Here is a 23,594-nt window from a genome sequence, read left to right on the forward strand (position 1 = left end):
GTCCTACTTGCTAATGGGGGCTTTGTTAGCAAATTGCTACCGTTCTACTTGCTAACAGAAGGTCTAATCGCAAGTTACCGTTATCCTACTTGCCAATGGAAGCTTTGTTAGCAAGTCGGGAAGACCCAAGCTAGCTATATTTTTCCTATGCTTTTGAACCAAGCTGCATTTTCTTAGAGGAATCTGCTCAAGAAATTGTTCTAAGCTGGGGATTGCGTTATAATGGATAAGGAAAAATGTTCCTTCGACAGGGAGGGCATTGGATTAAGAAAAATATTTTGATGAGGAGAGAAGTTTGAATGGCAGATAAAGTTAGAGTACGCTATGCACCGAGTCCAACCGGGCACTTACACATCGGGAATGCGCGTACCGCATTGTTCAACTACCTATACGCACGTCACGAAGGTGGCGACTTCATTATTCGGATTGAAGATACTGATAAGAAGCGGAATATTGAAGATGGGGAAAGCAGCCAGTTGGAAAACCTGACTTGGTTAGGCATTGATTGGGATGAAGGTCCAGATAAACCCGGTGAGTATGGGCCTTACCGCCAATCTGAACGGGATGAGATCTACCATAAATACCTGGACCAGCTACTCGAACAAGGCGATGCTTACTATGCCTTCGATACGGCGGAAGAGTTAGAAGCAGAACGTGAAGCCCAACGTGCTAACGGGGAGATGCCTCACTATACAGGGACTTGGCGCGACCGCAGCCAGGAAGAGATTGACCAAGCCCGGGCAGAAGGCCGTCCCGAAACCATCCGTTTCCGCATTCCTGAAGGCCAAACCTACCGTTTCGATGATATGGTCAAGGGAGAAGTCAAGTTCGAATCCAAGGATATCAGCGGGGACTTTGTCATTCTGAAGAATGATGGCTCACCAACATATAATTTCGCCGTGGTTGTGGATGACCACCTGATGGGTATCACCCATGTCCTGCGTGGGGACGACCATGTGGCCAATACGCCTAAACAATTGATGATCTATGATGCCCTGGGCTGGCAAGCACCTGAGTATGGCCATATGAGTCTGATCACTAATGCGGAAACAGGGAAAAAATTGTCCAAACGGGATGAATCCATCCTTCAGTTTATCGAACAGTACCGCGATTTAGGCTACTTGCCTGAAGCCATGTTTAACTTCATCACCCTGCTCGGTTGGTCGCCAGTCGGGGAAGACGAAATCTTCTCCAAGGAAGAATTCATCGAAATGTTCGATCCAGACCGCTTAAGCAAGTCACCAGCTGCCTTCGACAATAAGAAATTGGAATGGATCAATAACCGCTACATGAAGGAAAAAGATGCCGAAGCTATCGCAGACTTGGCCATCCCTCACCTTCAAAAGGCGGGTCGAATCTCTGATAATCCAAGCCAGGAAGAGATGGAATGGACCAAGAAGTTGATTTCCCTCTACCAGGATGAAATGTCCTATGCAGCTGAAATCGTTCCCCTCTCAGATATGTTCTTCCACGAAGACTTAGAGATTGCGGATGAAGCCAAGGATGTTCTCAAATCAGAAACAGCGCCTGTTGTCGTTCAAGCCTTCCGCGACAAAGTGGATAGCATTGAACCTTTCACTGAAGAAAACATCATGGCAGCCATTAAAGCCGTACAAAAAGAAACCGGCATTAAAGGGAAAAACCTCTACATGCCCCTCCGTGTGGCCACTTCTGGCGAACAACACGGTCCTTCGATTGGGTTAACCATCGAAGTATTAGGCAAGGATAAGGTAAAACACCACCTGGACCAAGTTTTGGCCCAATTCTAAAATAAAGATAAGTACAAAAGCGGCTCCCTCTACACTTGAAGGGAGCCGCTTTTGTGTTAAGTTTGCATCCTAGTCTGAGCATTCCTTTAGCTGCTGAATCTTGCCTTTGAAAAGCCATGGGACCGGTTCGGCCAGAATCCCTCAGCTAGCGCGACTTAACTTAGGGCTGTTTTTGTCAGCTGTGGGATGATTTTGGCAAGTTTCTGTTTTTGATTTTGTGCGCAGCGCTCCTGCACGCAAATTGTCTCCTTATATTTGCGCTCGGAGTTTCTGCAAGCAGATAGCCAGCTTCGATTTGCGCGCAGAGCCCCTGTCCATAAAAAGCTGCCTCCTATTTGCGGAGAGGGCCGTCAAAAGCAAATCGGCAAGCTGCAAGTCCTGCCTCTGCTCACACCCTTTAGTCGGGTTCGGTCGCGCAGCTTCCTTGTCACTTCACAAGTCTCCGCCGCAGTCTATGAGATTGCTCTGGTGACTTGTTCCAGTGAAAGGAAGCTGACCGCGCGCCCTCACACCCTATAGTCGGATTCGAGGATGCAGAAAGGGCTACTCTTCGCAAATGCCCATCGAAGGCCTTCAGCCTTCTCTGGTCTTTTACTCCAGAGGTCCCTTTCTCCCGCATCCTCTCACACCCTTTTAGTTGGGTTCGCAGAGGCAGAAGCTTCTCCACTTCGCGCGATCGAAACGTGCAAGCACAGCTTGCCCTTTTTCGTTCGTGCTCCAGTGGTAAGCTTCTACCCGCCTCTGCTCACACCCTTCAGTCGGGTTCGCAAGAGCAGAAAGGGAGTGACTTCAGCAAAGTGGAACGATCGGCTTACAGCCGCTCTTTTCCTCTTTGCCTCCAGTCATCCCTTTCTAACCGCTCTTGCTCACACCCTTATAGTCGGGTTCGGTCTGGCAGCTTTCCTGTCACTTCACAAGTCCCCGCCGCAGTCTTCCAGACTGCTCTGGTGACTTGCTCCAGTGAAGGAAAGCTAACCGCCAGCCCTCACACCCTTATTTTTCAATGTGATAGGGGTAGTGGTTGTTGGCGTCTTTGCCGAAGCGGTGGGCGAAGTCTTCGAGGAAGCTGGCTTGGATGTGGTCGGGGGTGTTGTTTTGGCAGGCGTCGAAATAGGCGGCTAGGAGGTAGAAGGCGTAATAGGGGACCCGGTGGCCGGCCTTGCTGTCGCTGATCATGTAGAGGGGGAAGTCTTCTTGGTAGCGGTCGAAGAATTCTTGGGTGAGGTTATAGGGGACAACATCGTCGTTGACCGCATGCCAGAAGAAGAGGGGCCGGTCGCCGATTCTTTCGGTGGCTTGGCTTAAGTCGACCTGGGCCATTTGTTCCAGGATGGCTTGGACTTCTGCCTTCTCTTCTGCTGTGAGTTCGATGGCTTCGGGGAAGTAGTTGCGGCAGAGGGCCCGGGCATAGTTCTCCAGCTGGGGGGTGCCCATGAGTACGCCGGCTTGGTCAATCTCGGGGTAAGTCCGGACTAACATGCAAGTCGTGATGCCTCCCATAGAGAGTCCTGAGACACTGAGGCTGACGTCATCTAAGAGCCCCTGGTCTTGGTAGTAGGACCGAAGCTGTGGGAATTCTTGGACATTGCGCAAGAGGTCTTGGAAGAAATCCGCGGGTTCGAGGCGTTGGTCGAAGTCTACCCGCTCACCGTGGCCATAAGCATCGGGGAGAAGGACCCGGAAACCGCGCTGGACGAGCTCCAAGGCCAGGGTCGCTCCTTGTTCCTTGGAATTGGTCCAACCGTGGTAGAAGATCACTAAGGGCAGGGCTTTATTTTCTTGACCTTGGGGGCTATACTCATAGCAGGGAATGGATGCAATCATTAATTTACGAATGGTGTACATGGAAAAGACCTCCTTCATGTCTTAGACTTAGTGTACGCTAAATTGAACTAAATTGCGACAGTTAAGGAGTTTACCATGCGCTTACAAGAATTTATCCAGCAGACTTGCCAGCTCTCTTCTCGACGAGCCCGGCAAAAAATTAACCAAGGCCGAGTGACGGTAGACGGGGAATATATAGGCAACGGGAATTATTTAGTGGACCCGGCCTGGCATGCGATTTGCTTAGAGGGTCAGCCCCTGCCTTCCCATTTGGGTCACCAGAATTATCTCCTCTATAAGCGGCCTGGCCTGGTCAGTGCCCGCCGTGACCGCCAGTATGCTACGGTTTTTGATGACCTGCCAAAAGACTTGCATGATCTTGGCTTATCCATTGTGGGACGTTTGGACCGGGATGCCCAAGGCTTAATCCTCTTGACCAACAATGGCCAGCTCCATTATCTTCTGGAGAATCCACGCTTCCAGATTCCTAAGACTTACCGGGTGCGGGTGAATGGGGCCTTGGATAACCAGGATGTGGCGGCTTTTGAAGCAGGGATTCTTTGGTCGGACGGCTATCTTTGCCAGGCCGCTCAGCTGCAGTTGGAGGAAGTTGGCGACCAGGTCTCCCAGGCCAGGCTGACCATTTATGAAGGTAAGCGGCACCAAATTAAGAAAATGTTCCTGGCACGGGGGCTTAAGGTCATCTATTTGGAGCGTCTGGCTATCGGACCACTCTCTCTGGACCGCCACCCGCTTCAAGAAGGGAGCTGTCGCCCACTAGAGGCGGATGAAATTGCTGACCTCAAAGCCCTAGTCAAGCGCGTCCAACGTTGACGCTGGGCCAAGCAGAAGAGAAAGATTGTTAGCGTTCACAAAATGCTGTTCAAGTGGGCAGAAGTATACTATAATGGCTAGTGATGATGAAGATAAAGGAGAGAATCATGCGCATCCTACATATCCAAGCCCAACTGCCTTCAAAGACTGGGAGTGGGGTTTATTTCACCAATTTAATTAAGGGCCTAGAAGGGAAGATGGACCAGGCCTGCGTTTACGGCGCCTATCCAGGCTATGAATGGGAGACCCTGCCCAAAGACCGGCAGTATGTCTTAACTTTTCCCAATCGCTATTGTGACTTTCCCTTGCCTGGCATGAGCGATGTCATGCCTTATGAGAGCACGGTTTATGGGGAAATGACAGAGGCGATGATCCGACGCTGGAAGTATGCCTTCTTAGAAGTTCTTCTTCGGGCCTATGAAGACTTCCAACCGGACCTGATCTTATGCCACCATCTCTGGTTCTTGACCGATATGGTTCGCCAATGGTTCCCAGAGGCCCAGATCTTTGCGATTTGTCATAATACCGACCTGCGCCAAGCTCAACACCATCCCCAGCTTGCTGCCCAATATACCCGCCATATCAAAGACTTAGACCAAGTTTTTGCCTTATCCAGTCAACAAGTTGGTCAAATTAGCTCGCTTTATGGGCTAGATAGCGACCGGGTGAGTGTTTTAGGTGGCGGTTATGATGACCAGATTTTTTATTATGAGGACCAGGAAGCGACTGAACCTGTAGAGGTCATCTATGCAGGTAAGATTGCAGAAGCTAAGGGAGTCTTTGCTTTGATTGAGGCTTTTACAGAGCGTTTGAAGGGGCGCCAAGACTTAAGCCTGCGCTTAGTCGGGAATGGCAATCCGGAATCTTTGGCCAAGATGCATGCTGCTATTGCCAACGACCCACGGATTAGCTACCAAGAGGGTGTTCCCCAAGAACAGTTGGCTGAGCTTTTTAGACGAGCGGCTATCTTTGTCCTTCCTTCTTATTATGAAGGCCTGCCTCTAGTGGTTGTCGAGGCGATGGCTTGTGGCTGTTACACGATTGTGGCTGATTTTCCAGCTCTTAGTGACCAGCTCGATGACCGCTTAAAGCAAAGTGAATTGATTGACTATATCCAGCTTCCGCGCTTGGTTAATCAAGACCAGCCGTTAGCAGAAGACTTGCCAGCTTATTGTGACCGTCTGGCCCAAGCGATTCTGCGCCAAGCCGATCGTTATCGTCAAAAGCCCAAACAAGCGGAAAGTTACCAAGAGGAAATCCAGCAAAATTCCTGGCCAGGACTAGTGGACCAGCTGCTTAGCTCGATTCACCGCGCTTAAATTTGTGAAAAAGAATTGTTTTGTTTACCTGAAAACGGTATAATCATTGTGAGGAAACGCTTTCTGAGGAGGGATATTTTGCAAAAATACATCTATAATTTTAAAGAAGCTAATGGGAAGATGGTCGAGAGTCTCGGGGCTAAGGGAGCCAGCTTGGCGGAAATGACCAAGGAAGGCTTGAATGTTCCTAAGGGCTTCATTATTTCGACAGAAGCCTGTCAGAACTACTTAGCCGGTAACCAGCAGGGCTTGAGCCCAGCCATTGATGCAGAATTGGAGAAATATATTAAGGGATTAGAGAAGCGGACGGGTAAGTCCTTCAATGATCCGAACCACTTGCTCCTGGTTTCCATCCGCTCGGGGGCGGCCTACCACCTGCCGGAGAACCGAGAAAGTATCTTAAATGTTGGTTTGAATGACAAGAATGTGGAGCATCTGGCCCGCAGTACCAAGAATCGGCGCTTCGCTTATGACTGTTACCGCCGCCTCTTGCAGATGTACGGGCAATCGATCTATGGGATTGACCGGGAGTGCTTCCAAAGTAAATTGGATGCGGCCAAGGCAGAAGAAGGGGTCGAACGGACCCAAGACCTGTCTTATAACCGTTTGCGTCTCTTGGTCAACCAATTTAAAGAGGTCTACACAGACGAGCTAGGAATTTCCTTCCCACAAGTGGTGACGACCCAGATTGCTGATGCGATCAAGGCAATCTATAAGAATTGGGATTCAGACTACATGCGTGAACAAAGAAGTCAGCTTAACCTGCCTGAAGACTTGGGCACTGCCGTCATCATCCAAGAGATGGTCTTTGGCAATGCGGGTGAAGAGTCAGGAACAGGGATTATTGTGGTCCACCAAGACCAAGACGAGAAGGAACTCGAAGGCGAATTCTTGCTCCGAGGTCAGGGAGAAGATGTGGTGATTGGGAGTGGCGAACCCATGTCCCTAAGCCAGATGAAAGACTACTTCCCAGAAAATTATGACTACCTGGTAGAAGCTGTCGCTACGATGAAGACCTTCTACAAGAAGTTGGAGAACTTGGAATTTACCATTGAAGATGGGCAGAGCTTTATTCTAGAAGCCCATGGTCGCTAAGTTTAATGATGGAGACTGGGACATGGTTCTCGGTCTCTTTTTTTCTTTGCCTTATTCATAGGAAGCCAGCTTAAATGAATGAAACATGGAAGTCCCTTTCATTGGGCCTGGCCATGTTTTATTTTTTTGCAGAACGGGATCTCTCTATCCTAGCACTGGTCGGCTTTTGCTCGCGTTTGTTGTTTATTTTAGAACGTATACAATAATTGTTGGGAATCCGCGTCAATATAACGCTTACAAAGTAAAATCTTTCAAATAATCAAGCAAAAGCATTCCAATTAAGAAGAAGATTTGCTAGGATTATTAAATAGTAATCGAAAGTGTGTTTAATTGAATGCATGTGTTTGGGGGGCAGAAAATATGTCAAATCGAATTGGTGGCAAGCGGAAGATTGGTCTCGTGCCCCGTCTTGTCATTGCCATTATTTTAGGGATTATTGTGGGACAATTGAGCTTTATTCCAGAAATTGTCTTTCGTGTCTTTATTACCTTGTCATCTATTTTTAGTTCTTTTCTAAATTTCATTATTCCCTTCATGATTCTAGGCTTCGTGGTTCGAGGGATTGCTGACCTGGCACACGGGGCAGGGAAGTTATTGGGGATCACAGTCATCACAGCCTATATTTCGACAGTGATCGGTGGCCTCCTAGCCTATTTCGTTTCTGTCAACCTCTTCCCACTCTTTATTAGCGAGGAATTGGTTGCTAACGTAACAGAAGCTGGGCCCGGTCTAGAACCCATTTTTACCATTCCCTTGGAGCCTTTCTTTGGTGTTACGGGGGCAATCATCTTTGCCTTCATCATGGGCTTGGGGATTTCTTGGTTACGTGGCCATGACCAAGGCCAGGCCTTGTATGAGATTTTTACAGACTTTGGCGACATCATCGTTAAGGTGCTCAATACCATCATTATTCCCCTCTTGCCCTTTTATATTTTTGGCAACTTTGTGAATTTGAGTTATAGCGGCTCGGTCTTCTCGATTCTTAATGTTTTTTGGAAGGTTTTCCTTGTTGTTCTCGTCCTCCACTTCTTCTATGTGGGCTTGCTCTTCTTAATTGCAGGAACTTACGCCGGCAAAAGTCCCGTCATGTTGATCCGCAACCAGATTCCAGGCTACATGACGGCCCTAGGCACCCAATCTTCAGCGGCTACCCTACCGGTTAACCTGAAGTGTGCTGAGAATAATGGGATTTCAGAGGATATTGCGAATTTCGTTGTGCCCCTGGGGTCAACGATTCACATTGCGGGATCGATGATTACGATTACCTCTTGTGCGACCACCCTGCTCCTTATGTATGACTTGCCCCATGATTTCACACTCATGATCGGCTTCATCATGATGTTAGGGGTTGCCATGGTGGCAGCGCCAGGAGCCCCAGGCGGTGCCATCATGTCGGCCCTGCCTTTCCTGCCGATGATCAATATCACGAGTGAGACCATGAACCAATTAATGATTTCGCTCTACATCACTCAGGACAGTTTCGGTACCGCCGCCAATGTGTCCGGCGATAATGCCATTGCTGTCTTCGTGGATAAATTCTACAAAGATCATATTAAGAATAAATAGGTAAAAATATTCTATTGGTGAGCATGCGTTACGCTTTTGAATTTGGTCCTTGAAGAGCCATGGCACCGGCTCGAGTCAAAGTCTCTCGCCTAGCAAGTCTCAAACGGTTCGTAAGGCTTACGCCAACGATCCGTAATTCGCTTTGCTTGCTTGTTCATGGCTAAGGACCAACTTCAACGCTTCACTACTGCTCAAAAGTAATCTGCATAATTTTTTGATCACTAGTCACCTATACTAAAAACTATAAAATTAACTAATAAAAAATAGCGCCAGCCTTCAGATTTGAAAAAGGGCTGGCGCTTTTGCCTATACAAAAAAAGCCTCATGCCGCCCCTTCTAATGGGATTGGCATGAGGCGAGTTTTTTGAATTTATGAAGCTTGGTTAAATTGCGCATTGTAGAGGGCGTAGTAGAAGCCCTGCTTGGCCATAAGCTGGTCGTGGTTGCCCTTCTCAATGATGCGGCCAGCGTCGAGGACGATGATCTGGTCGGCATCTTGGATGGTGGAGAGGCGGTGGGCAATGACGAAACTGGTCCGTCCTTTGAGCAGCTTGTCTGTGGCTTGCTGGATGAGTTTTTCGGTTCGAGTATCGATATTGGATGTAGCTTCATCCAGGATGAGGATCTCAGGGGTGGCTACCAAGGCCCGGGCAATCGTGATGAGCTGGCGTTGGCCTTGGGAGATGTTGGAGGCATCCTCGTTGATAATGGTGTCGTAACCATCGGGCAGCTTCTTGACGAAGTCATCCACATGGGCGGTTTGGGCGGCGGAATAGACTTCTTCAGGTTCAGGCACCCGCCCCTGGGCCCCATAAGCGATATTATCATAGATAGTGCCGCGGAAGAGCCAGGTGTCTTGGAGGACCATGCCCATTTGTTGGCGGACCTCACCCCGACTGTAGTCCCGGATATCCACGCCGTTGATTCGAATGCTGCCTTCATTGACTTCATAGAAGCGTTCCAAAAGGTTGATCAGGGTGGTTTTTCCAGCTCCTGTTGGGCCGACAATCGCAATCATTTGGCCGGCTTCAACATCTAAGCTGAAGTCTTTGAGGATCATCTGGTCGGCATCATAACCGAATTGGACATCTTGGAAGCTGACCTTGTAGTCTGTCTCTTGAGGGGCTAGGCCAGATTCGATGATCTCCATATCGTCTAATTCCAAGAATTCAAAGATCCGTTCAGCTGAGGCGAGGGTGGATTGAATTTGGTTGACGATAGAGGATAGTTGGGAGACGGGTTGGAAGAGCTGTGGGTTATACTGCATCAGGGCTTGGACATTCCCTAGGGACATGCGGCCGTTGACGACAGATACCCCTCCAACGAGGGCGATTAGGACATAGCCCACATTCCGGATAAAGTTAACGGAAGGGAACATAATCCCAGCGATGAATTGGGCCTTCTGTGAAGTATCATAGTAGGCTTCTGTTTCATCTTCGAATTTTTCCAATTTATGTCTTTGTTGGTTGAAGGCCTTGATTTCAATCTGGCCGTTGTAGTCTTCTTCAATCAGTCCGTTGATGGAGCCTTGCAGGCGTTGCTGGTTAGCGAAGAGTCGCTGGGAGATAGGGGTGATGAAGCTGACCATGACAATGGTGAGAGCGACGGCCCCAAGCATCATCCCACCAATCCGCGGACTGATGGAGACAATCATGATGGCTACCCCGATGAAGAGGGTGGTCGACATGATGGCCTGGGAAATATTTTGTTGCAGGGTGGCGGCAATATTTTCGATATCATTAATGGCCCGGCTGAGGATCTCACCATTGGGCGTTTGGTCTAAGGTCGAGATGGGAAGGCGGTTGAGCTTATCGCGCATGGCCTGGCGCAATTCGGAAATCGTGCCTTGGACGGCCTTGCTGAGCAGGAAGTTCTGCAGGTAACGCCCCAGCCCGGTTAATAGGTAGAGGATGGCGACTTTGATCAGGATGCTGATAATGCCATCGAAATCAATAGGATAGCGCATCTGACCGTTGACTTCTTGTAAACCCTGGCTAACCCCATCAGCAATCAGAGTCGTCGCTCCCCCTAGGATTCGCGGCGCAAAGATCTCCGTCACTGAGGCGAAGACAGAGAAGAAAATAACGGCAAAGAAGGTATACTTGTGTTTGCCGAGAAAGCGGATCAGTTTGCGCAAGGCACTAAAGGTTGACCTTGGTTTCACTTCTTTACTCATTAGTCAGTTACCTCCTTTAATTGGGATTGGACAATGGAACGATAGATCGGTGTATCTTCTTGTAGGCTCTCATGGGTACCGATACCGGCGATACTGCCGTTGTCATTGAGGGCGATGATCAGGTCAGCATCCGAGATGGTGCTGACACGTTGGGCGATGATCAGGTTGATGGTCTCGTCATCCAAGTTCTTGAGGGCCTGGCGCAAGTTGGCGTCCGTTTGGGCATCGAGGGCGGAGAAGGAATCGTCAAAGACATTAATGGGCGATTGCTTGATCAAGGCCCGGGCAATACAGAGACGCTGCTTCTGTCCCCCCGAGAAGTTGGAGCCGCCTTGTTCAACCCGCCGGTCTAATTGGTCAGCGAAGCTAGAAACAAAGCCCGCTGCCTGGGCGGTCTCAAGGGCCTGCCAGATCTCTTCATCTGTCGCATCGCTCTTGCCGGCCAACATATTTGACCGGATAGTGCCCCGGAAGAGGTTGGCTTTCTGTGGGACATAGGCGATGTAGCGGCGCAGGCTCTTGAGGTTGATGTCCTCTAGCAAGTGGCCGTTGACACGGATTTCACCGGAAGTCCGGTCATAGAAACGCAGGAGCAGGTTAGCGATGGTTGACTTCCCAGAGCCCGTTCCGCCGATAATTCCCAGGGTCATTCCTGGTGTCAGGTGGAAGTCGATATCCTCAAGAACATTAGATTCTGCTCCATCGTAGGCAAAGTGTACATGGTTGAAGTCCACTTGTCCGGCCTCGTCTAAAGAGAGGACCTGGCCGCCATTCTCTGGCGAATGGATCTTCTCAGGTGCTTCCAAGACTTGGTTCACCCGTTCAGCCGAAACTTGGGCCCGGGGAATCAGGACGAACATCAAGCCGATAAACATGAAGGAAACCCCCATGATAGCGGTATAAGAGATAAAGGATAGGATGACCCCTAAGTCCAAGGCCTGGTTAGAAACCAAGCGGCCCCCATACCAAACCAGAAAGACCGTGGTCAGGTTGAGGGTGGTCATCATGACAGGAATCAAGAAGGCCAGGCGAATCTGAGCACCGATGGCGGTTTGCCGGTAGTCATCATTGGCTGCCCGGAAACGGTCAGATTCATAGCTGTTCTTATTGAAGGCGCGGATCACTCGGACCCCTGTCAGGCCTTCGCGGAAGACCAGGTTCATCCGGTCTACCTTTTTTTGCATGGAACGGAAGAGGGGGGAGGCTGTATAGATCACGATCCCGATCGCAATGGCGATAATGGGGATGGTGGCTAGGTAGGTCTGGCTCATCTGTGGGCTGGCCTGGTAAGCCATCGTGATCGAAGCAATTAACATAGCGGGAGACAAGAGGAACATTCTAAGGACCATCATCGTAGTCAGTTCAATCTGCACAATGTCAGAAGACGACCGGGTAATCAGCGAGGCATTACCGAATTCGTCGTAAGTGTCCTTGGATAGTCGTTGTACTTTGGCATAGAGGGCATTCCGCAAGTCGCGACCCAGGCCCTGGGAGGCTTTAGAAGCAAACCAGATATTAGCTAGGGCAGAGCCGACGATGAGGAGGGTCATGATGAACATTTGCCCAGCGACGGCCCAGATGGCATCGAAGTCACCACGGGCAACCCCCTCATTAATCAAGCGCGCTGTCAGTGTCGGCAGGAGTAATTCCGTCACGCCCTGCATGAAAGCAAAGAAGACACTGAGTAGAATCAGCGATTTGGGCACGCGTTTCAAGAGTTTAAGCATGGATGATCACCTTTCTTTCCATAGATAATAAATTGATCGCGAATGTCGGTTAATTGGTCTAAGCTGGCCTCGCGCTCTTGGTTGGATAAGCCAGCGCAGACTTCCTCTTCTAAATCCTTAAAGATCCCATTAATCTTCTCCACCTGCTTAAGACCCGCATCGGTCAAAAAGATTTGTTTTTGCCGACTATTGGCGGAAGCCGTTTGCCGATAAAGATAGCCACGATCTTCTAACACATTGAGAATGTTGCTGATCGTGGCCTCGTGTTTACCGAGATAAGAGGCAAGTGAACGCTGGATAGGCCCGGACTCTCTGTAGATGTAGTGGAGAGTTTGGGCCTGAACAGGGTTGAGGTCAACTTCTTTTAAGCGTTCGAAGAGATACTTCTTCTGTAAATTTGCCAATTGAAAGATTAAATGGGAAATGGATACTACTTGGTCAGTCACTCGTCCATCTCCTTCTAACATGATAATGATATGTGCTACTAATCTATCATAACGAATTATACTTGTAAATACAAGTGATTTGATTTAAATGATAAAATTTACACAATACTTACCTAAAACAGGCTAAAAGTTTACAATTATTCGCTACAATAAGTTAAAGGGCGGCATTCTGAAAAATCGAATGTTGCTCTTTTTGTAAAATGATGCTGTGAGCATGCGTTCCGCTTTTGCTCGAAATTAGCTGATAGAGTGAATATTATTTTTCCTAGTCCCCATTTAAAAAATATATAAGGGCTCTTTTTTTGTCCTTTAATGATAAAATAGAATTAAATTAAAGGAGGATGATTGAAATGGCAGAAAGTGTCAAAGATCCGAATTGTGGCTACTGTGTTCAAGGCGAACCGCTTGCTCAATTTGGCTACTTAGTGGGCGAATTGCCCCATAGCCTGGTGATTATCTTTAAGGAACAGTCCCACCCAGGTCGTTTGATTGTGGCTTATAAGGAACATGTGAGTGAATTAGTGGATATTTCAGATGAAGAACGTGATGCTTACTTCGCTGAAATTGCCCAAGTCGCCCAAGTGATGCATGAACTTTACCAGCCAGATAAGATCAACTACGGCGCTTACGGGGATGGCGGGTCTCACCTCCACTTCCACTTGGTCCCTAAGTATGAAGGCGAAGTGGAATGGGGCACACCCTTTGCGATGAACCTGGACCAAAAATATCTAACAGATGACGAATATGAAGCCATGGCGAAGGAATTGCGCCAAGCCTTAAAGCTATAAGAAGGTCTGATTGAAAGACAAAAAGGCAGTGAATGAGCGGTTGAACGGTCATTCACTGCCTTTTGTTACCTAACTGTTCATCGACTATTAAGTCCTAGTCTTCGGCTTCTGTATCAGGAGCGGCTCGGTGGGTGGCATCCAAGATGGACACACGTTGTCGGTCTTCTTCGAGGACCTTGAACTGCCAATCGCCGACACTGAAACGGTCACCTTTTTCGGGTAACTTCCCGATGTGGTGGACGACGAAACCGTTGACTGTATGGAAGAGCTCGGGTTCTTCTAAGGGCAAGTTGAGAATAGGCATGGCCTTGTCAATGGCACAGCCTCCGCTAAATTGATAGTGTTCTTGGGGAATCAAGACATCGATGTCATTGAAGACCACGTCATCTTCATCCCAAATCTCGCCGACTAATTCTTCGAGAACATCTTCCATGGTGGCAATCCCCATGACCCCACCGTGTTCGTCACGGACAACGGCCATATGAACCTTCTGCTTCTGCATCTTGCGCAGGAGGTTGGCTAATTTAATCGATGGGGGAATGAAGAGCACATCTGAAAGAATGCTCTGGAGGACAACGTTCTGGCCACGCTCATGCTTGGCGCGGAGGTAGCGGTTGAAGTCCCGTTCGTGTAGGGCCCCCAAGACATTGTCAATGGTCTCATCATAGATCACCAGACGTGAATAAGGGTGGTCCATAAAGGCTTGGTCAATCTCCTGGTCGCTGTCGTGGATATCTGCTGCAACCAGGTCAATCCGCGGGGTAAGAATTGATGAAACGGTTCGGTCGTCGAAGTTAATTGCCGCCTTGACCAAACGTTGCTCATCGTATTCGATTGAGCCCCCAACTCGGGCTTCGTCCACCAAAGATAAGAGTTCTTCCTCGCTGATCCCTTCCTGGCTTTCAATGGGAACCACACGTTGGACCATCTTCTGCCAGAGATTGATCAACCAGACCAGGGGTTTCATGACCCACATAATGACACGTAGGATAGGGGTCGAGAACTTGGCAAATTCTTCTGGCATGAGCTTGGCGATCAACTTGGGGGTGATTTCTGAACAGAGCAAGAGGATGACCGTCGTTGCAACAGTTGAAATCGTGGCCCCATAGCGCGGGAACCAGACCAAGAGAACCACCGTTGCGATGGCAGATGCCCCGATGTTTACAATATTATTCCCGATCAAGATCGTTGACAGTAAGGATTCAAAGTCTTCCTGTAAATTGAGGGCCTGTTGGGCGCGCTTATCCCCATTGTCCGCCTCATTCTGCAAGCGAATCCGGTTCAAAGACGTAAAGGCAGTCTCTGAAGCAGAAAAATAAGCCGATAAGATCACACATAAGATAAATATGGCGATACTCCCGACGTAACTCTCATCCATTCTATAATTCCTCCTATAAATTCTAAGATAAACACTATCTGAGCCCCTAAGGAAAAGGAGCTGAGATAGTGTTCGATTTCGTATAAAATATTCTAAAATTATTGTATCATGAAATTATGGGAAAGCCTATTTATAGGAAAGTAAAAATATTTAAAGATCAGTAGGAGTCAATATAAAACTCACAAAAAAATAATTAAAAGAAAGTAAAAGAAATAACTTGAAAGCAAATGAAGTTTAGCGTACAATATGATTTAGGAGGACAAGAAATGTTAGCACAGGAGCGTTTAGACCGGATGGCTGATTATCTAAAGCTTGGCCAGTCTGCCACTGTTAAGGAATTAGCCCAGGAATTTGGGGTATCAGAAGTAACCATTCGAAAGGACTTAAATGAACTCGAAAGCAAAGGGCTCATTGAGAAAGTTTTCGGCGGAGCGATCTGGCTGGGTCCAGAACAGTTGATCCGATCAGAAATTAAACCTGATGTGAAAGCAGATACCCGTCAAGAAGATAAGGCGCGCTTGGTGGAAGCTGTCCTCGAGAATATTTCATTAGGAGATAGTCTATTCTTGGATAATGGGACAACCAATCGCTTGTTAGTGGCCAAGTGCCGGCAATATTATGAGGTTTTAACCATCATTACTTGTGATTTAAACATTGCCCTTGAAGCGACCCAGGCACCCAACTACCGGGTCATCCTCTTAGCGGGTGAGTTATCCAATCTATCGCAGACGAGCCGGGACTTTGCTGAAGTTGATCGTTTGCGCGCTTACCGTGTTGATACAGCCATTATGGGCTGTGATTCCTTCTCCAAGGAAGGGGTCTATACGACCTCCAATGAGAAGGCCGCACTCAAGTCCTCGGCTCTAGGCATCGCTAACCACCGTATCTTGCTGGCAACGGGTGAGAAGAGCCGCCGTCGCAGTCTCTTGCGTTATGCAGAGATGGCGAGCTTTGATCACTTGTATACCAGTCAAGATGCTGACTTGGACGGCTTGCATACTATCAGTCACTTAGAAATAAAAATCTGTTAAGGAGTGTATGACAATGACTAAAGAATATGTTGTATTGACCATGGGCGATCCAGCGGGTATCGGCCCCGAAATCGTTTGTAAATCCTTTGCCAAAGAAGAAGTCTTCGCCGAAGCTAATGTGGCGGTTGTAGGAGACGCGGATATCCTAAAATTAGCCAACGATATTTGCCAGACCGGACTGACTATCCATCCGATTACTTCCTTTGAAGAAGGCAAGTATGAAGCTGGTACCTTGGATGTCTTTGACCTAGACAATGTCAATATGGAGACCTTCGAATGGGGGAAAGTATCGGCTGAATGCGGTCAAGCTTCTTATGATTACATTAAGAAAGGCTATGAATTAGCCAAGGATGGCCAAGCTGCAGCCATGGTTACGACAACCATCAATAAAGAGTCCTTGTCAGAAGCTGGAATCAAACAGTTGGGGCACACCGATATCCTCCAAGACTTGACCGGCGTTGATGAACCACTCACCATGTTTGAGGTCAAGGGTCTGCGCGTGACCTTCTATTCTAAACACGTTTCCTTGAAAGAAGCCTGCGACTTAATTTCTAAAGAAGGGATCAAGCATTACACCAAACGGACCATGGAAGCCCTCAAAACTCTAGGGGTTGAAGATCCTTCTGTAGCTATTGCTGGACTCAATCCACACTGCGGTGACGGCGGGCTCTTCGGCCGTGAAGAGATTGATTCCATTATCCCAGCTGTGGAAGAAATGCAAGCTGAAGGGGTGAAGGTTTATGGGCCAATTGGTGCCGATTCCGTCTTCCACCAAGCCTTAATGGGTAAGTATGACGGCGTGCTCTCGCTCTACCATGACCAAGGTCACATTGCTACGAAGATGGTCGACTTCGATCGGACCATTTCCATTACCCATGGCCTGCCTTTCCTAAGAACTTCGGTTGACCACGGGACAGCCTTTGATATTGCAGGAACAGGCGTAGCGGATGAAATCAGCTTAGATGAAGCCATTCGCCTAGCTTGCCACTATTCTGGTCGCTTCAAAGCGGCGCATGACCAAGCTTAAATGATTATAAAGGATGGGCCGAGGTCTTTTGCCAGGGACCATCCTTTTCTATTAGCTAAAAATGAAAACGCTTTAATACAAGGGGGATATTTATGCGTACTTTAATTATTGCGGACGATATGACAGGGGCCAATGTGTCCAATTCATCGCTCGCCAAAAACGGCTATAAAGTTGGAACTATTAACAATACGGATTGCATAGGAGATTATGAAAATTATGATGCCCTAGGTGTGCATACGGATTCACGGGGAATGGAGGCAGAAGCCGCCTACCAAGCGGTGGCCGATAAGATGCAGTCTGTCCAAGACTTGAAGGTAGACTTCTATAACAAACGGATCGACTCCACCATGCGTGGCAATTGTGGGGCGGAACTGGATGCCATCTTAGACCAAGTCGGTGAAGAAACCCTGGCGATTGTGGTAGCCTCTTATCCCGATTCAGGGAAAATTGTGATTGGAAACTATATGTTGGTGGATGGGGTGCCCTTAGAATTAACCGATGTCCGCAACGACCCAACAGCTCCCGTTGATTCATCCAAGATTTCGACCATCTTTAGGGAGCAGACCAAACGTGAAATCGGCGTCATTACAGTTGAAACCATTATGCAGGGCAAGGAAGCCATAACAGACACCATGTTAGCGCTCAAGGCTAATGGGGCTCAGATCATTGTGGTCGATGCCTTTACGAATGAAGATATTGAGACGATTGCCCAAGCAACCTTGGCCATGGACCAGCCCTTTGTTGCCGTAGACCCAGGCCCCTTCACTTATTATCTGGTCAAGAATTCAAGTCAGGACACGGGCGTGAAGACTAAACAGAAGATGCTCTTCACGATTGGTTCGGTCTCTACCATCGCCATTGCCCAGATTGCCCGCTTCCGTGCTGAATTCGCGCCTTATGTCGTTAAGATCCAGGCAGAGGACTTACTCTATGACGGACCTTGCCAAGAGGAAATTGACCGGGTCAAGACCAAGGTTCTCCAACACCTAGACGATAATCAAATGTTCCTTGTAGCTACCATGATGCAGAAGGAAGATAAGTTAGATCTAAAAGAAGCGGCTCAAAAAGCAGGCCTAAGTGTTCGCCAAGCTTCTGAGCGCATCAGTGACAAGGTCGCAGAAATTGGCTCACAAATCGCCTTAGCCATGGGCGACCAACTAGGTGGCGTTTACACCTCTGGGGGCGACATTACCAAGGCCTTCCTAGAGAAGACTGGGACGACCGGTATTCAGATCAAAGATGAAGTCATTCCTCTGGCAGTTTATGGGACCATCATGGGTGGAGCCCTCGACCACAAGAGTATCATTACTAAGGGTGGTCTAATTGGTGACGAATATACCCTCTATGAATGCGCAGACTTCCTAGCAACCAAGATTGCCAGCAATTACTATGTAGAAGAAGGTGTTCACCATGTCAGCTAGTACACAGATTATCCTTGCCTTGATCTTTGCTATGGTTCTCTTGATCTTCATGTTGACGAAGACTAAGATCCATGTCTTCCTAGCTCTGATTATCACCAGTCTACTCACTGGTATCCTGGGCGGAATGGACCCGATAGAAACTGTTAATACGATTAAAGAAGGTTTCGGAAGCACTCTTGGCAACTTAGGGATCCTCATTAGTTTCGGGGTTATGATGGGTAAATTACTCGAAAAATCCGGGGCTGCCGAAAAGATTGCTCGTAGCTTCTTGAAGGCCTTCGGTAATGGGAAGGAAGAAATGGCAGTCAATGTGACGGGCTACATCACCTCCATGTCCATCTTCTGTGTGCCAGGTTTTGTCATCCTCTTCCCTCTACTTAAAGTAATTTCACGTGCCAAGCGCAAGTCTATTGTCTCTCTAGCTATTGCGACAGCTGGTGGCCTGGTCCTCACCCACTCTATCGTTGTCCCAGCAACGGGGCCGATTGGAACAGCAGGAATCTTTGGGGCGGATCTCGCACAGATGATGTTCTGGGGCATTGTCATTACTATTCCTATGGCTATCGCCCTGGTGATCTATGCCCGCTATATGGGCAAGCAGATTTACCGCCTGCCTGATGAGAGTGGAGAAGGCTGGTTAGAAGGCGACCAAGCACGGGCATTGACGAGCCAAGAAATTGCCGAAGAACAGACTGACCAGCAAGAATTACCTGGAACCTTGGTGTCCTTTGCCCCGATTATTGTGCCAATCCTCCTGATTCTGGCAGGGACTTTCGCAAGCCAGGCAGAGTCTAGCTCCTTCTTCATCCAAACGATTGCTTTCCTAGGCCAGCCGGTCTGTGCTCTGGGGATTAGCTTGCTCATAGCCATTATCTTCCTCAGTCGGTCGATGACCCGAGACCAGGCCTTGGCCTTCATGGACGAAGGCATTGCAGGTGGGGCTAAGATCCTCTTAATTGTCGGTGCTGGTGGCGCCTTAGGAACCATTGTCAATGCTTCTGGCGCTGGTGACGTGATTGCCAATTATATTGCGGGAACAGCTATCCCGCCAATTCTCCTGCCACTAATTATTTCTACCTTGGTGCGTTTCATCCAGGGGTCGGGGAATGTTGCTGCCATGACCGCTGCTTCCATCACAGCTCCTATTATGGCAACCCTAGGAGTGAGCCCTGTCTTCGCTGCCCTGGCAGCTTGTGTCGGTTCCATGTTCTTCTCCTACTTTAACGATTCCTACTTCTGGACCATCAATGAACTAATCGGTAACGAGAAGGTCAAAGATCAGATCCGGACCTGGTCCATTCCAACCACGATTTGCTGGGCTATCGGAGCGGTGATGATCCTCGTCCTAAACGCTTTCTTTGGTTAAAAATTCAACCACCTGAATATGAAAAATCAGGTGGTTTTTCTTTTTAATTATATTTTCATTGAGTTTACTAGAAAGGATGATTTGCTTTCCAGCTTTCTTTGTCTCCATTATAATAGTCCCCGAGGTGATAAGATGCGAAAGAGATATTTAATGGTCTTCGCTATACTTGGCCTACTAGTCCTCGGGGGCTGCCAGGCCAAGCAAGACCAAAGCAAAGTCTATAAGATTGGCGTTGCTACGGATCGGGCGGCGGAGATTTTCCGCCATGTGGGCGAGCGCTTGGAGAAGGAAGAGGGCATTCAGATTGAGCCAATTGTCTTCAGCGACTTTGTCCAACCCAATGTCGCCCTGGCTGAGGGGGATATTGCGGCCAATGCCTACCAGTATGCGCCCTTCTTGGCTGATTTTAACCAGTCCCACCAGACGGACTTGGTGCCCTTGGGTTACTTGTCTGTTGAACCTATGGGAATTTGGGCCAGTGCGGGTATCGAGAGCCTGGACCAGGTGCCTGAGGGCGCGCGGATTGCGGTGACCAATGACCCGATTAATACCGGCAATGCCCTGATCCAGCTGGAGAAGGCAGGGCTCCTGACCTTGAAGGACTCAGCGGGAGCGTTACCGACCCAGGATGATATCGCCAGCAATCCCAAGCGACTGGAATTTATTGCAATGGATGGTGGCCAAGTGCCCCGTGCCTTGGGCGATACCGAACTCATCCTGACTGGGGTAACCATTGCCAGTGAAGCCGGCTTGGCTAAGGAATCGGCGATTTACTTTGAAGACACGTCCAATACGTCCAAGCTCTTCCGCTTGAATTTCGTCGTGCGCCGGGAGGACCTAGATGACCCCATCCTAAGAAAAATTCTCGATTACTACCAAAGTGAAGATACGGTGCGTTATGCCCAAGAGACGGGCTCGGGGACCTTCTATCCTGGCTGGGGACCAGGCGAAGATGCGACCAGGGACTATGATGCTTTCGTCCAAGAGGAGGCTTAAAAAGCAACGAGTTAATAAGGCCTAGCCGCTTTGGCTAGGCCTATATATATATATATGTTATGATGAGGGAAATGTAACTTATGTAAAGCAGGATTGGTCCTGCTTTAGACTGGATGATATAGAAAGGAGAGCTTATGGAAGTCGAAATTAGTCACTTAAGTAAGCGCTACCGAGGGAATAATTTTTATTCCCTCAAGGACGTGAGCCTGTCGATACATGAGGGGGATATTCTAGGCCTTATCGGTAAAAATGGGTCTGGTAAGTCAACCCTTCTTAAGATTATAGCCAAAGCCCTGAGACCGACTGAGGGCCAGGTTATATTGGATGGGGAAGATCTATTCTCTCGTCCTGGACGTCTGGACCGCTGTGGCCTATTGATTGAGACAGTTTTTTATCCTCAATTAACAGTGGAAGAAAATTTAGATTTCTTGATTAAACTCCACCATGATGAGGCCTATCGAAAGAATATTCGCCCTCTGTTGGAATTAGTCGATTTGTGGGAACGCCGTAAGGATAAGCCTTCAAGTTTTTCTTTCGGAATGAAACAGCGTCTAGCCTTGGTTATGGCACTAGTGAATGAGCCAGACTTTATTATCCTGGACGAACCCTTCGTGGGCTTAGATCCTCTAGGGGTTGAGAAGCTTATCGAAGTTCTACAAAAAGCGGCGATTCAAAAGGAAACCAGTATGATTATCTCTAGCCACCAGCTCAATGAATTGAAGGCCATCTGCAATCGTTATGTCTATATTGATGAGGGTCAGCTGACGAAAAGCTTTGGCCAAGAAAGTGACCGCATGAATATTATTTTAAGCCGGAAAATTAACTTGGAAGATTATTTAAGTTCAGACTTACTAGCAGTTGTGGAGCTCTTGGGGGATGAACGCACGCTTACTATCAGTTCCCAGGCTAGCGGTGAGCAGCGCAATGCGATTTTGGGACATTTGGCCCAAGAACAATTGATCCAAGACATACAGCAGGGTGCAGGTTTAGATTCTTACTTTAGGGGGGGGAAGGCTAGATGGGACATTTAGTTAAAGGACAGGCAGGTTTAATTGCCAAGGAGAAGGAGAGTCGTTTATTTGTTGCTTTTGCGGCTTTTCCATTATTATTGATTATTGTTCGCCTATTCAATACGAATTTCATGCAGCTATCAGCTGAGTCAGGAAGCATGGATTTTATGACTTTTTTTGAAGCGGTTATCTATGTGCAATATAATTTTGCTTTGCCTACCATTGCTTTGATTTACTTGGTATCGGTTAATGTCGGAGAAGAGATTAGAAATAAGATCCTCTATCTTTATAAAGATATTCCTAAAGCTAAGCTCCTTTCAGCCAAGCATCTGACTTTAATCGGTACTTATGGTTTTTATGTGCTCTTGACTTTCTTAGCCAGTCTATTTACTTACTATACGAGTTTGAGGCAAGAAGATTTTACCACGGGAGAATTCATCGGGGCTCTTACCTGGACTTCTGATGCTTTGGCTGCTCTGGGGATTATCTTGATGAGTATTATCATCATCTATCTCGCCAGTGCCCTTTCCATTCATTTTAGCAATGGTTTAACGACGACTTTGGCTGTACTCTTCTACTTATTCTCTTTAGTTGCCTCTGGAATCGATTTTACCCGTTATCTCTTTCCAACAGGTTTTGTCGCTTTCTATAACGAGCAAAATGCGGGAACTATCATACTCTTAATGTTCCTTTGCTTCTTCGTTTGGGTGGGGATTCTAAACTTCCTCGCCCAGCGTGCTTATAAGCGGGCGGAATATTAAATGTTACGATAAAAATCGCTAAAGCTAGTCTTGATTTGATTAGCTTTAGCGATTTCTTTTTATTTAAGCAGATCCTTAGCCAGCTCAAAGCAGCCGATGGTAGCAGCGTTGTCTTCGAGGCCAGGGGTTTGGATGTAGCGGCTAGGGTCTGGGGTGTCGATGTAGTCATTGACTAATTCCTGGAACTGGCGCTGGATGCGGTCGAGGAGGTGGGCTTGCTTCATCACGCCACCGCCCAGGATGATCTTCTCAGGCCTTAAGATCAGACTGGTATTGTAGGCGCATTGGGCCAGGTAATAGGCTTCGATTTCCCAGTAGGGGTCTGTTTCAGGAATTTCCGACCCTGCTAGGCCGACCCGGTCTTCGATGGCGGGGCCAGCTGCCATGCCTTCTAGGCAGTATTGGTGGAAGGGGCAATTGCCGGAATAGGGGTCATCCGCGTGGGACCGGACCAGCATGTGGCCCATTTCGGGGTGGCTGAAGCCCTGGACGAACTGACCATCCTGGATGGCACCCCCGCCGATGCCGGTGCCGATGGTGTAGTAGACCAGGCTTTGGCTAGCCTGGCCAGCGCCGGCTTTGAACTCCCCGTAGGCCGCCGCATTGACATCCGTGGTCCATGCGATGGGGAGGTCAAAGTCTTGCTTAATGCGGCCAACGAAGTTATAGTTTTGCCAGGCAAGTTTAGGGGTTGAGGTGATATAGCCGTAGGTCGGGGATTCCGGATGGATATCGATGGGACCGAATGACCCAATGCCGATCGCTTGGAGGTCTTGGGCATGTTTTCGGAAGAAGTCTGAGACTTGGGCTAGGGTTTCTTCAGGTTCGGTGGTGGGGAAGCTCACTTGGTCGAGGATCGTCCCTTGGTCATCGCCGACTGAGCAGACAAACTTGGTGCCGCCGGCTTCGATTGCTGCATAGGTCATTTTATCGCACCTTTCTTTTTTGGAGTAACTTTATTCTAACATGATTTAATTTTCTGAAAGACAGAATTAACATTTCCCTTCATGCACCATGATTAAGTCTTAAAAAACCTCTCTTGGTTCTCAGTGTCGAGTCT

At 48.3% G+C, this 23,594-nt stretch carries 19 protein-coding genes; 13 read left to right on the forward strand and 6 right to left on the reverse strand.

Annotated elements, in window-relative coordinates:
* Positions 1 to 299: 299 nt before the first annotated feature.
* Entirely contained in the window at positions 300 to 1,769 is a 1,470-nt protein-coding gene (gene gltX, locus F6I03_RS05040; protein WP_070430192.1) for a glutamate--tRNA ligase, read from the forward strand.
* Positions 1,770 to 2,762: 993 nt separating this feature from the next.
* Here gltX and F6I03_RS05045 read toward each other — a convergent pair.
* Positions 2,763 to 3,614, reverse strand: a complete 852-nt coding sequence (locus F6I03_RS05045; RefSeq protein ID WP_070431307.1) for an alpha/beta fold hydrolase — start codon at positions 3,612 to 3,614, stop codon at positions 2,763 to 2,765.
* Between the two features lie 75 nt (positions 3,615 to 3,689).
* Here F6I03_RS05045 and F6I03_RS05050 point away from each other — a divergent pair, with 75 nt between their 5' ends.
* The 4 genes from F6I03_RS05050 to F6I03_RS05065 all read left to right on the forward strand — a co-directional run bounded on the left by F6I03_RS05050 (position 3,690) and on the right by F6I03_RS05065 (position 8,407).
* The gene (locus F6I03_RS05050) at positions 3,690 to 4,427 is read left to right on the forward strand and encodes a pseudouridine synthase (protein WP_070431308.1); all 738 of its coding nucleotides are present in this window, start codon (positions 3,690 to 3,692) and stop codon (positions 4,425 to 4,427) included.
* Between the two features lie 107 nt (positions 4,428 to 4,534).
* Entirely contained in the window at positions 4,535 to 5,746 is a 1,212-nt protein-coding gene (locus F6I03_RS05055) for a glycosyltransferase family 4 protein (protein WP_070431309.1), read from the forward strand.
* 78 nt (positions 5,747 to 5,824) lie between these two features.
* Complete coding sequence (locus F6I03_RS05060) at positions 5,825 to 6,841, forward strand: PEP/pyruvate-binding domain-containing protein (protein WP_070431310.1); 1,017 nt, start codon at positions 5,825 to 5,827, stop codon at positions 6,839 to 6,841.
* A gap of 360 nt (positions 6,842 to 7,201) precedes the next feature.
* Positions 7,202 to 8,407 (forward strand): dicarboxylate/amino acid:cation symporter, encoded by a 1,206-nt coding sequence (locus F6I03_RS05065; protein ID WP_070431311.1) that lies wholly within the window; start codon positions 7,202 to 7,204, stop codon positions 8,405 to 8,407.
* Between the two features lie 370 nt (positions 8,408 to 8,777).
* Here the strand turns inward: F6I03_RS05065 and F6I03_RS05070 are convergent, their stop codons facing one another.
* Genes F6I03_RS05070 through F6I03_RS05080 form a run of 3 tightly spaced genes read right to left on the reverse strand, consistent with a single transcriptional unit; the run spans position 8,778 to position 12,756 of the window.
* Complete coding sequence (locus F6I03_RS05070) at positions 8,778 to 10,583, reverse strand: ABC transporter ATP-binding protein (RefSeq protein ID WP_070431312.1); 1,806 nt, start codon at positions 10,581 to 10,583, stop codon at positions 8,778 to 8,780.
* Positions 10,583 to 12,310 (reverse strand): ABC transporter ATP-binding protein, encoded by a 1,728-nt coding sequence (locus tag F6I03_RS05075; protein ID WP_070626126.1) that lies wholly within the window; start codon positions 12,308 to 12,310, stop codon positions 10,583 to 10,585. The genes F6I03_RS05070 and F6I03_RS05075 overlap by 1 nt, the downstream gene beginning before the upstream one ends.
* Positions 12,295 to 12,756, reverse strand: coding sequence for a MarR family winged helix-turn-helix transcriptional regulator (locus F6I03_RS05080; RefSeq protein ID WP_070431314.1), 462 nt, complete (start codon positions 12,754 to 12,756; stop codon positions 12,295 to 12,297). Before F6I03_RS05080 ends, F6I03_RS05075 begins: the two co-directional genes overlap by 16 nt.
* A gap of 350 nt (positions 12,757 to 13,106) precedes the next feature.
* Here F6I03_RS05080 and F6I03_RS05085 point away from each other — a divergent pair, with 350 nt between their 5' ends.
* Positions 13,107 to 13,544, forward strand: a complete 438-nt coding sequence (locus F6I03_RS05085) for an HIT family protein (protein ID WP_070431315.1) — start codon at positions 13,107 to 13,109, stop codon at positions 13,542 to 13,544.
* A 94-nt stretch (positions 13,545 to 13,638) separates the two neighbouring features.
* Here F6I03_RS05085 and F6I03_RS05090 read toward each other — a convergent pair whose 3' ends face one another.
* Complete coding sequence (locus tag F6I03_RS05090; RefSeq protein ID WP_070431316.1) at positions 13,639 to 14,922, reverse strand: HlyC/CorC family transporter; 1,284 nt, start codon at positions 14,920 to 14,922, stop codon at positions 13,639 to 13,641.
* A 266-nt stretch (positions 14,923 to 15,188) separates the two neighbouring features.
* On the opposite strand from F6I03_RS05090, the gene F6I03_RS05095 reads away from it, so the two are divergent.
* The 7 genes from F6I03_RS05095 to F6I03_RS05125 all read left to right on the forward strand — a co-directional run bounded on the left by F6I03_RS05095 (position 15,189) and on the right by F6I03_RS05125 (position 22,534).
* Positions 15,189 to 15,953: a DeoR/GlpR family DNA-binding transcription regulator gene (locus F6I03_RS05095; protein WP_070431317.1), complete on the forward strand. Its 765-nt coding sequence runs from the start codon at positions 15,189 to 15,191 to the stop codon at positions 15,951 to 15,953.
* Between the two features lie 13 nt (positions 15,954 to 15,966).
* A complete protein-coding gene (gene pdxA, locus F6I03_RS05100; protein ID WP_141737870.1) occupies positions 15,967 to 16,980 on the forward strand; it encodes a 4-hydroxythreonine-4-phosphate dehydrogenase PdxA in 1,014 nt (337 codons plus the stop codon).
* Between the two features lie 92 nt (positions 16,981 to 17,072).
* Positions 17,073 to 18,401, forward strand: a complete 1,329-nt coding sequence (locus F6I03_RS05105; protein WP_070431319.1) for a four-carbon acid sugar kinase family protein — start codon at positions 17,073 to 17,075, stop codon at positions 18,399 to 18,401.
* The gene (locus tag F6I03_RS05110) at positions 18,391 to 19,767 is read left to right on the forward strand and encodes a GntP family permease (RefSeq protein WP_070431320.1); all 1,377 of its coding nucleotides are present in this window, start codon (positions 18,391 to 18,393) and stop codon (positions 19,765 to 19,767) included. Before F6I03_RS05105 ends, F6I03_RS05110 begins: the two co-directional genes overlap by 11 nt.
* 132 nt (positions 19,768 to 19,899) lie before the next feature.
* The gene (locus F6I03_RS05115; RefSeq protein WP_168160479.1) at positions 19,900 to 20,763 is read left to right on the forward strand and encodes a MetQ/NlpA family ABC transporter substrate-binding protein; all 864 of its coding nucleotides are present in this window, start codon (positions 19,900 to 19,902) and stop codon (positions 20,761 to 20,763) included.
* A gap of 134 nt (positions 20,764 to 20,897) precedes the next feature.
* Positions 20,898 to 21,794, forward strand: a complete 897-nt coding sequence (locus F6I03_RS05120; protein ID WP_070431322.1) for an ABC transporter ATP-binding protein — start codon at positions 20,898 to 20,900, stop codon at positions 21,792 to 21,794.
* Positions 21,782 to 22,534 (forward strand): hypothetical protein, encoded by a 753-nt coding sequence (locus tag F6I03_RS05125; RefSeq protein WP_070431323.1) that lies wholly within the window; start codon positions 21,782 to 21,784, stop codon positions 22,532 to 22,534. The genes F6I03_RS05120 and F6I03_RS05125 overlap by 13 nt, the downstream gene beginning before the upstream one ends.
* Positions 22,535 to 22,593: 59 nt before the next feature.
* Here the strand turns inward: F6I03_RS05125 and F6I03_RS05130 are convergent, their stop codons facing one another.
* Complete coding sequence (locus F6I03_RS05130) at positions 22,594 to 23,460, reverse strand: ROK family protein (protein ID WP_070431324.1); 867 nt, start codon at positions 23,458 to 23,460, stop codon at positions 22,594 to 22,596.
* Positions 23,461 to 23,594: the final 134 nt, after the last annotated feature.

Origin of the sequence: Aerococcus sanguinicola (genome assembly GCF_008726925.1) — a bacterium.
Taxonomy (GTDB): domain Bacteria; phylum Bacillota; class Bacilli; order Lactobacillales; family Aerococcaceae; genus Aerococcus.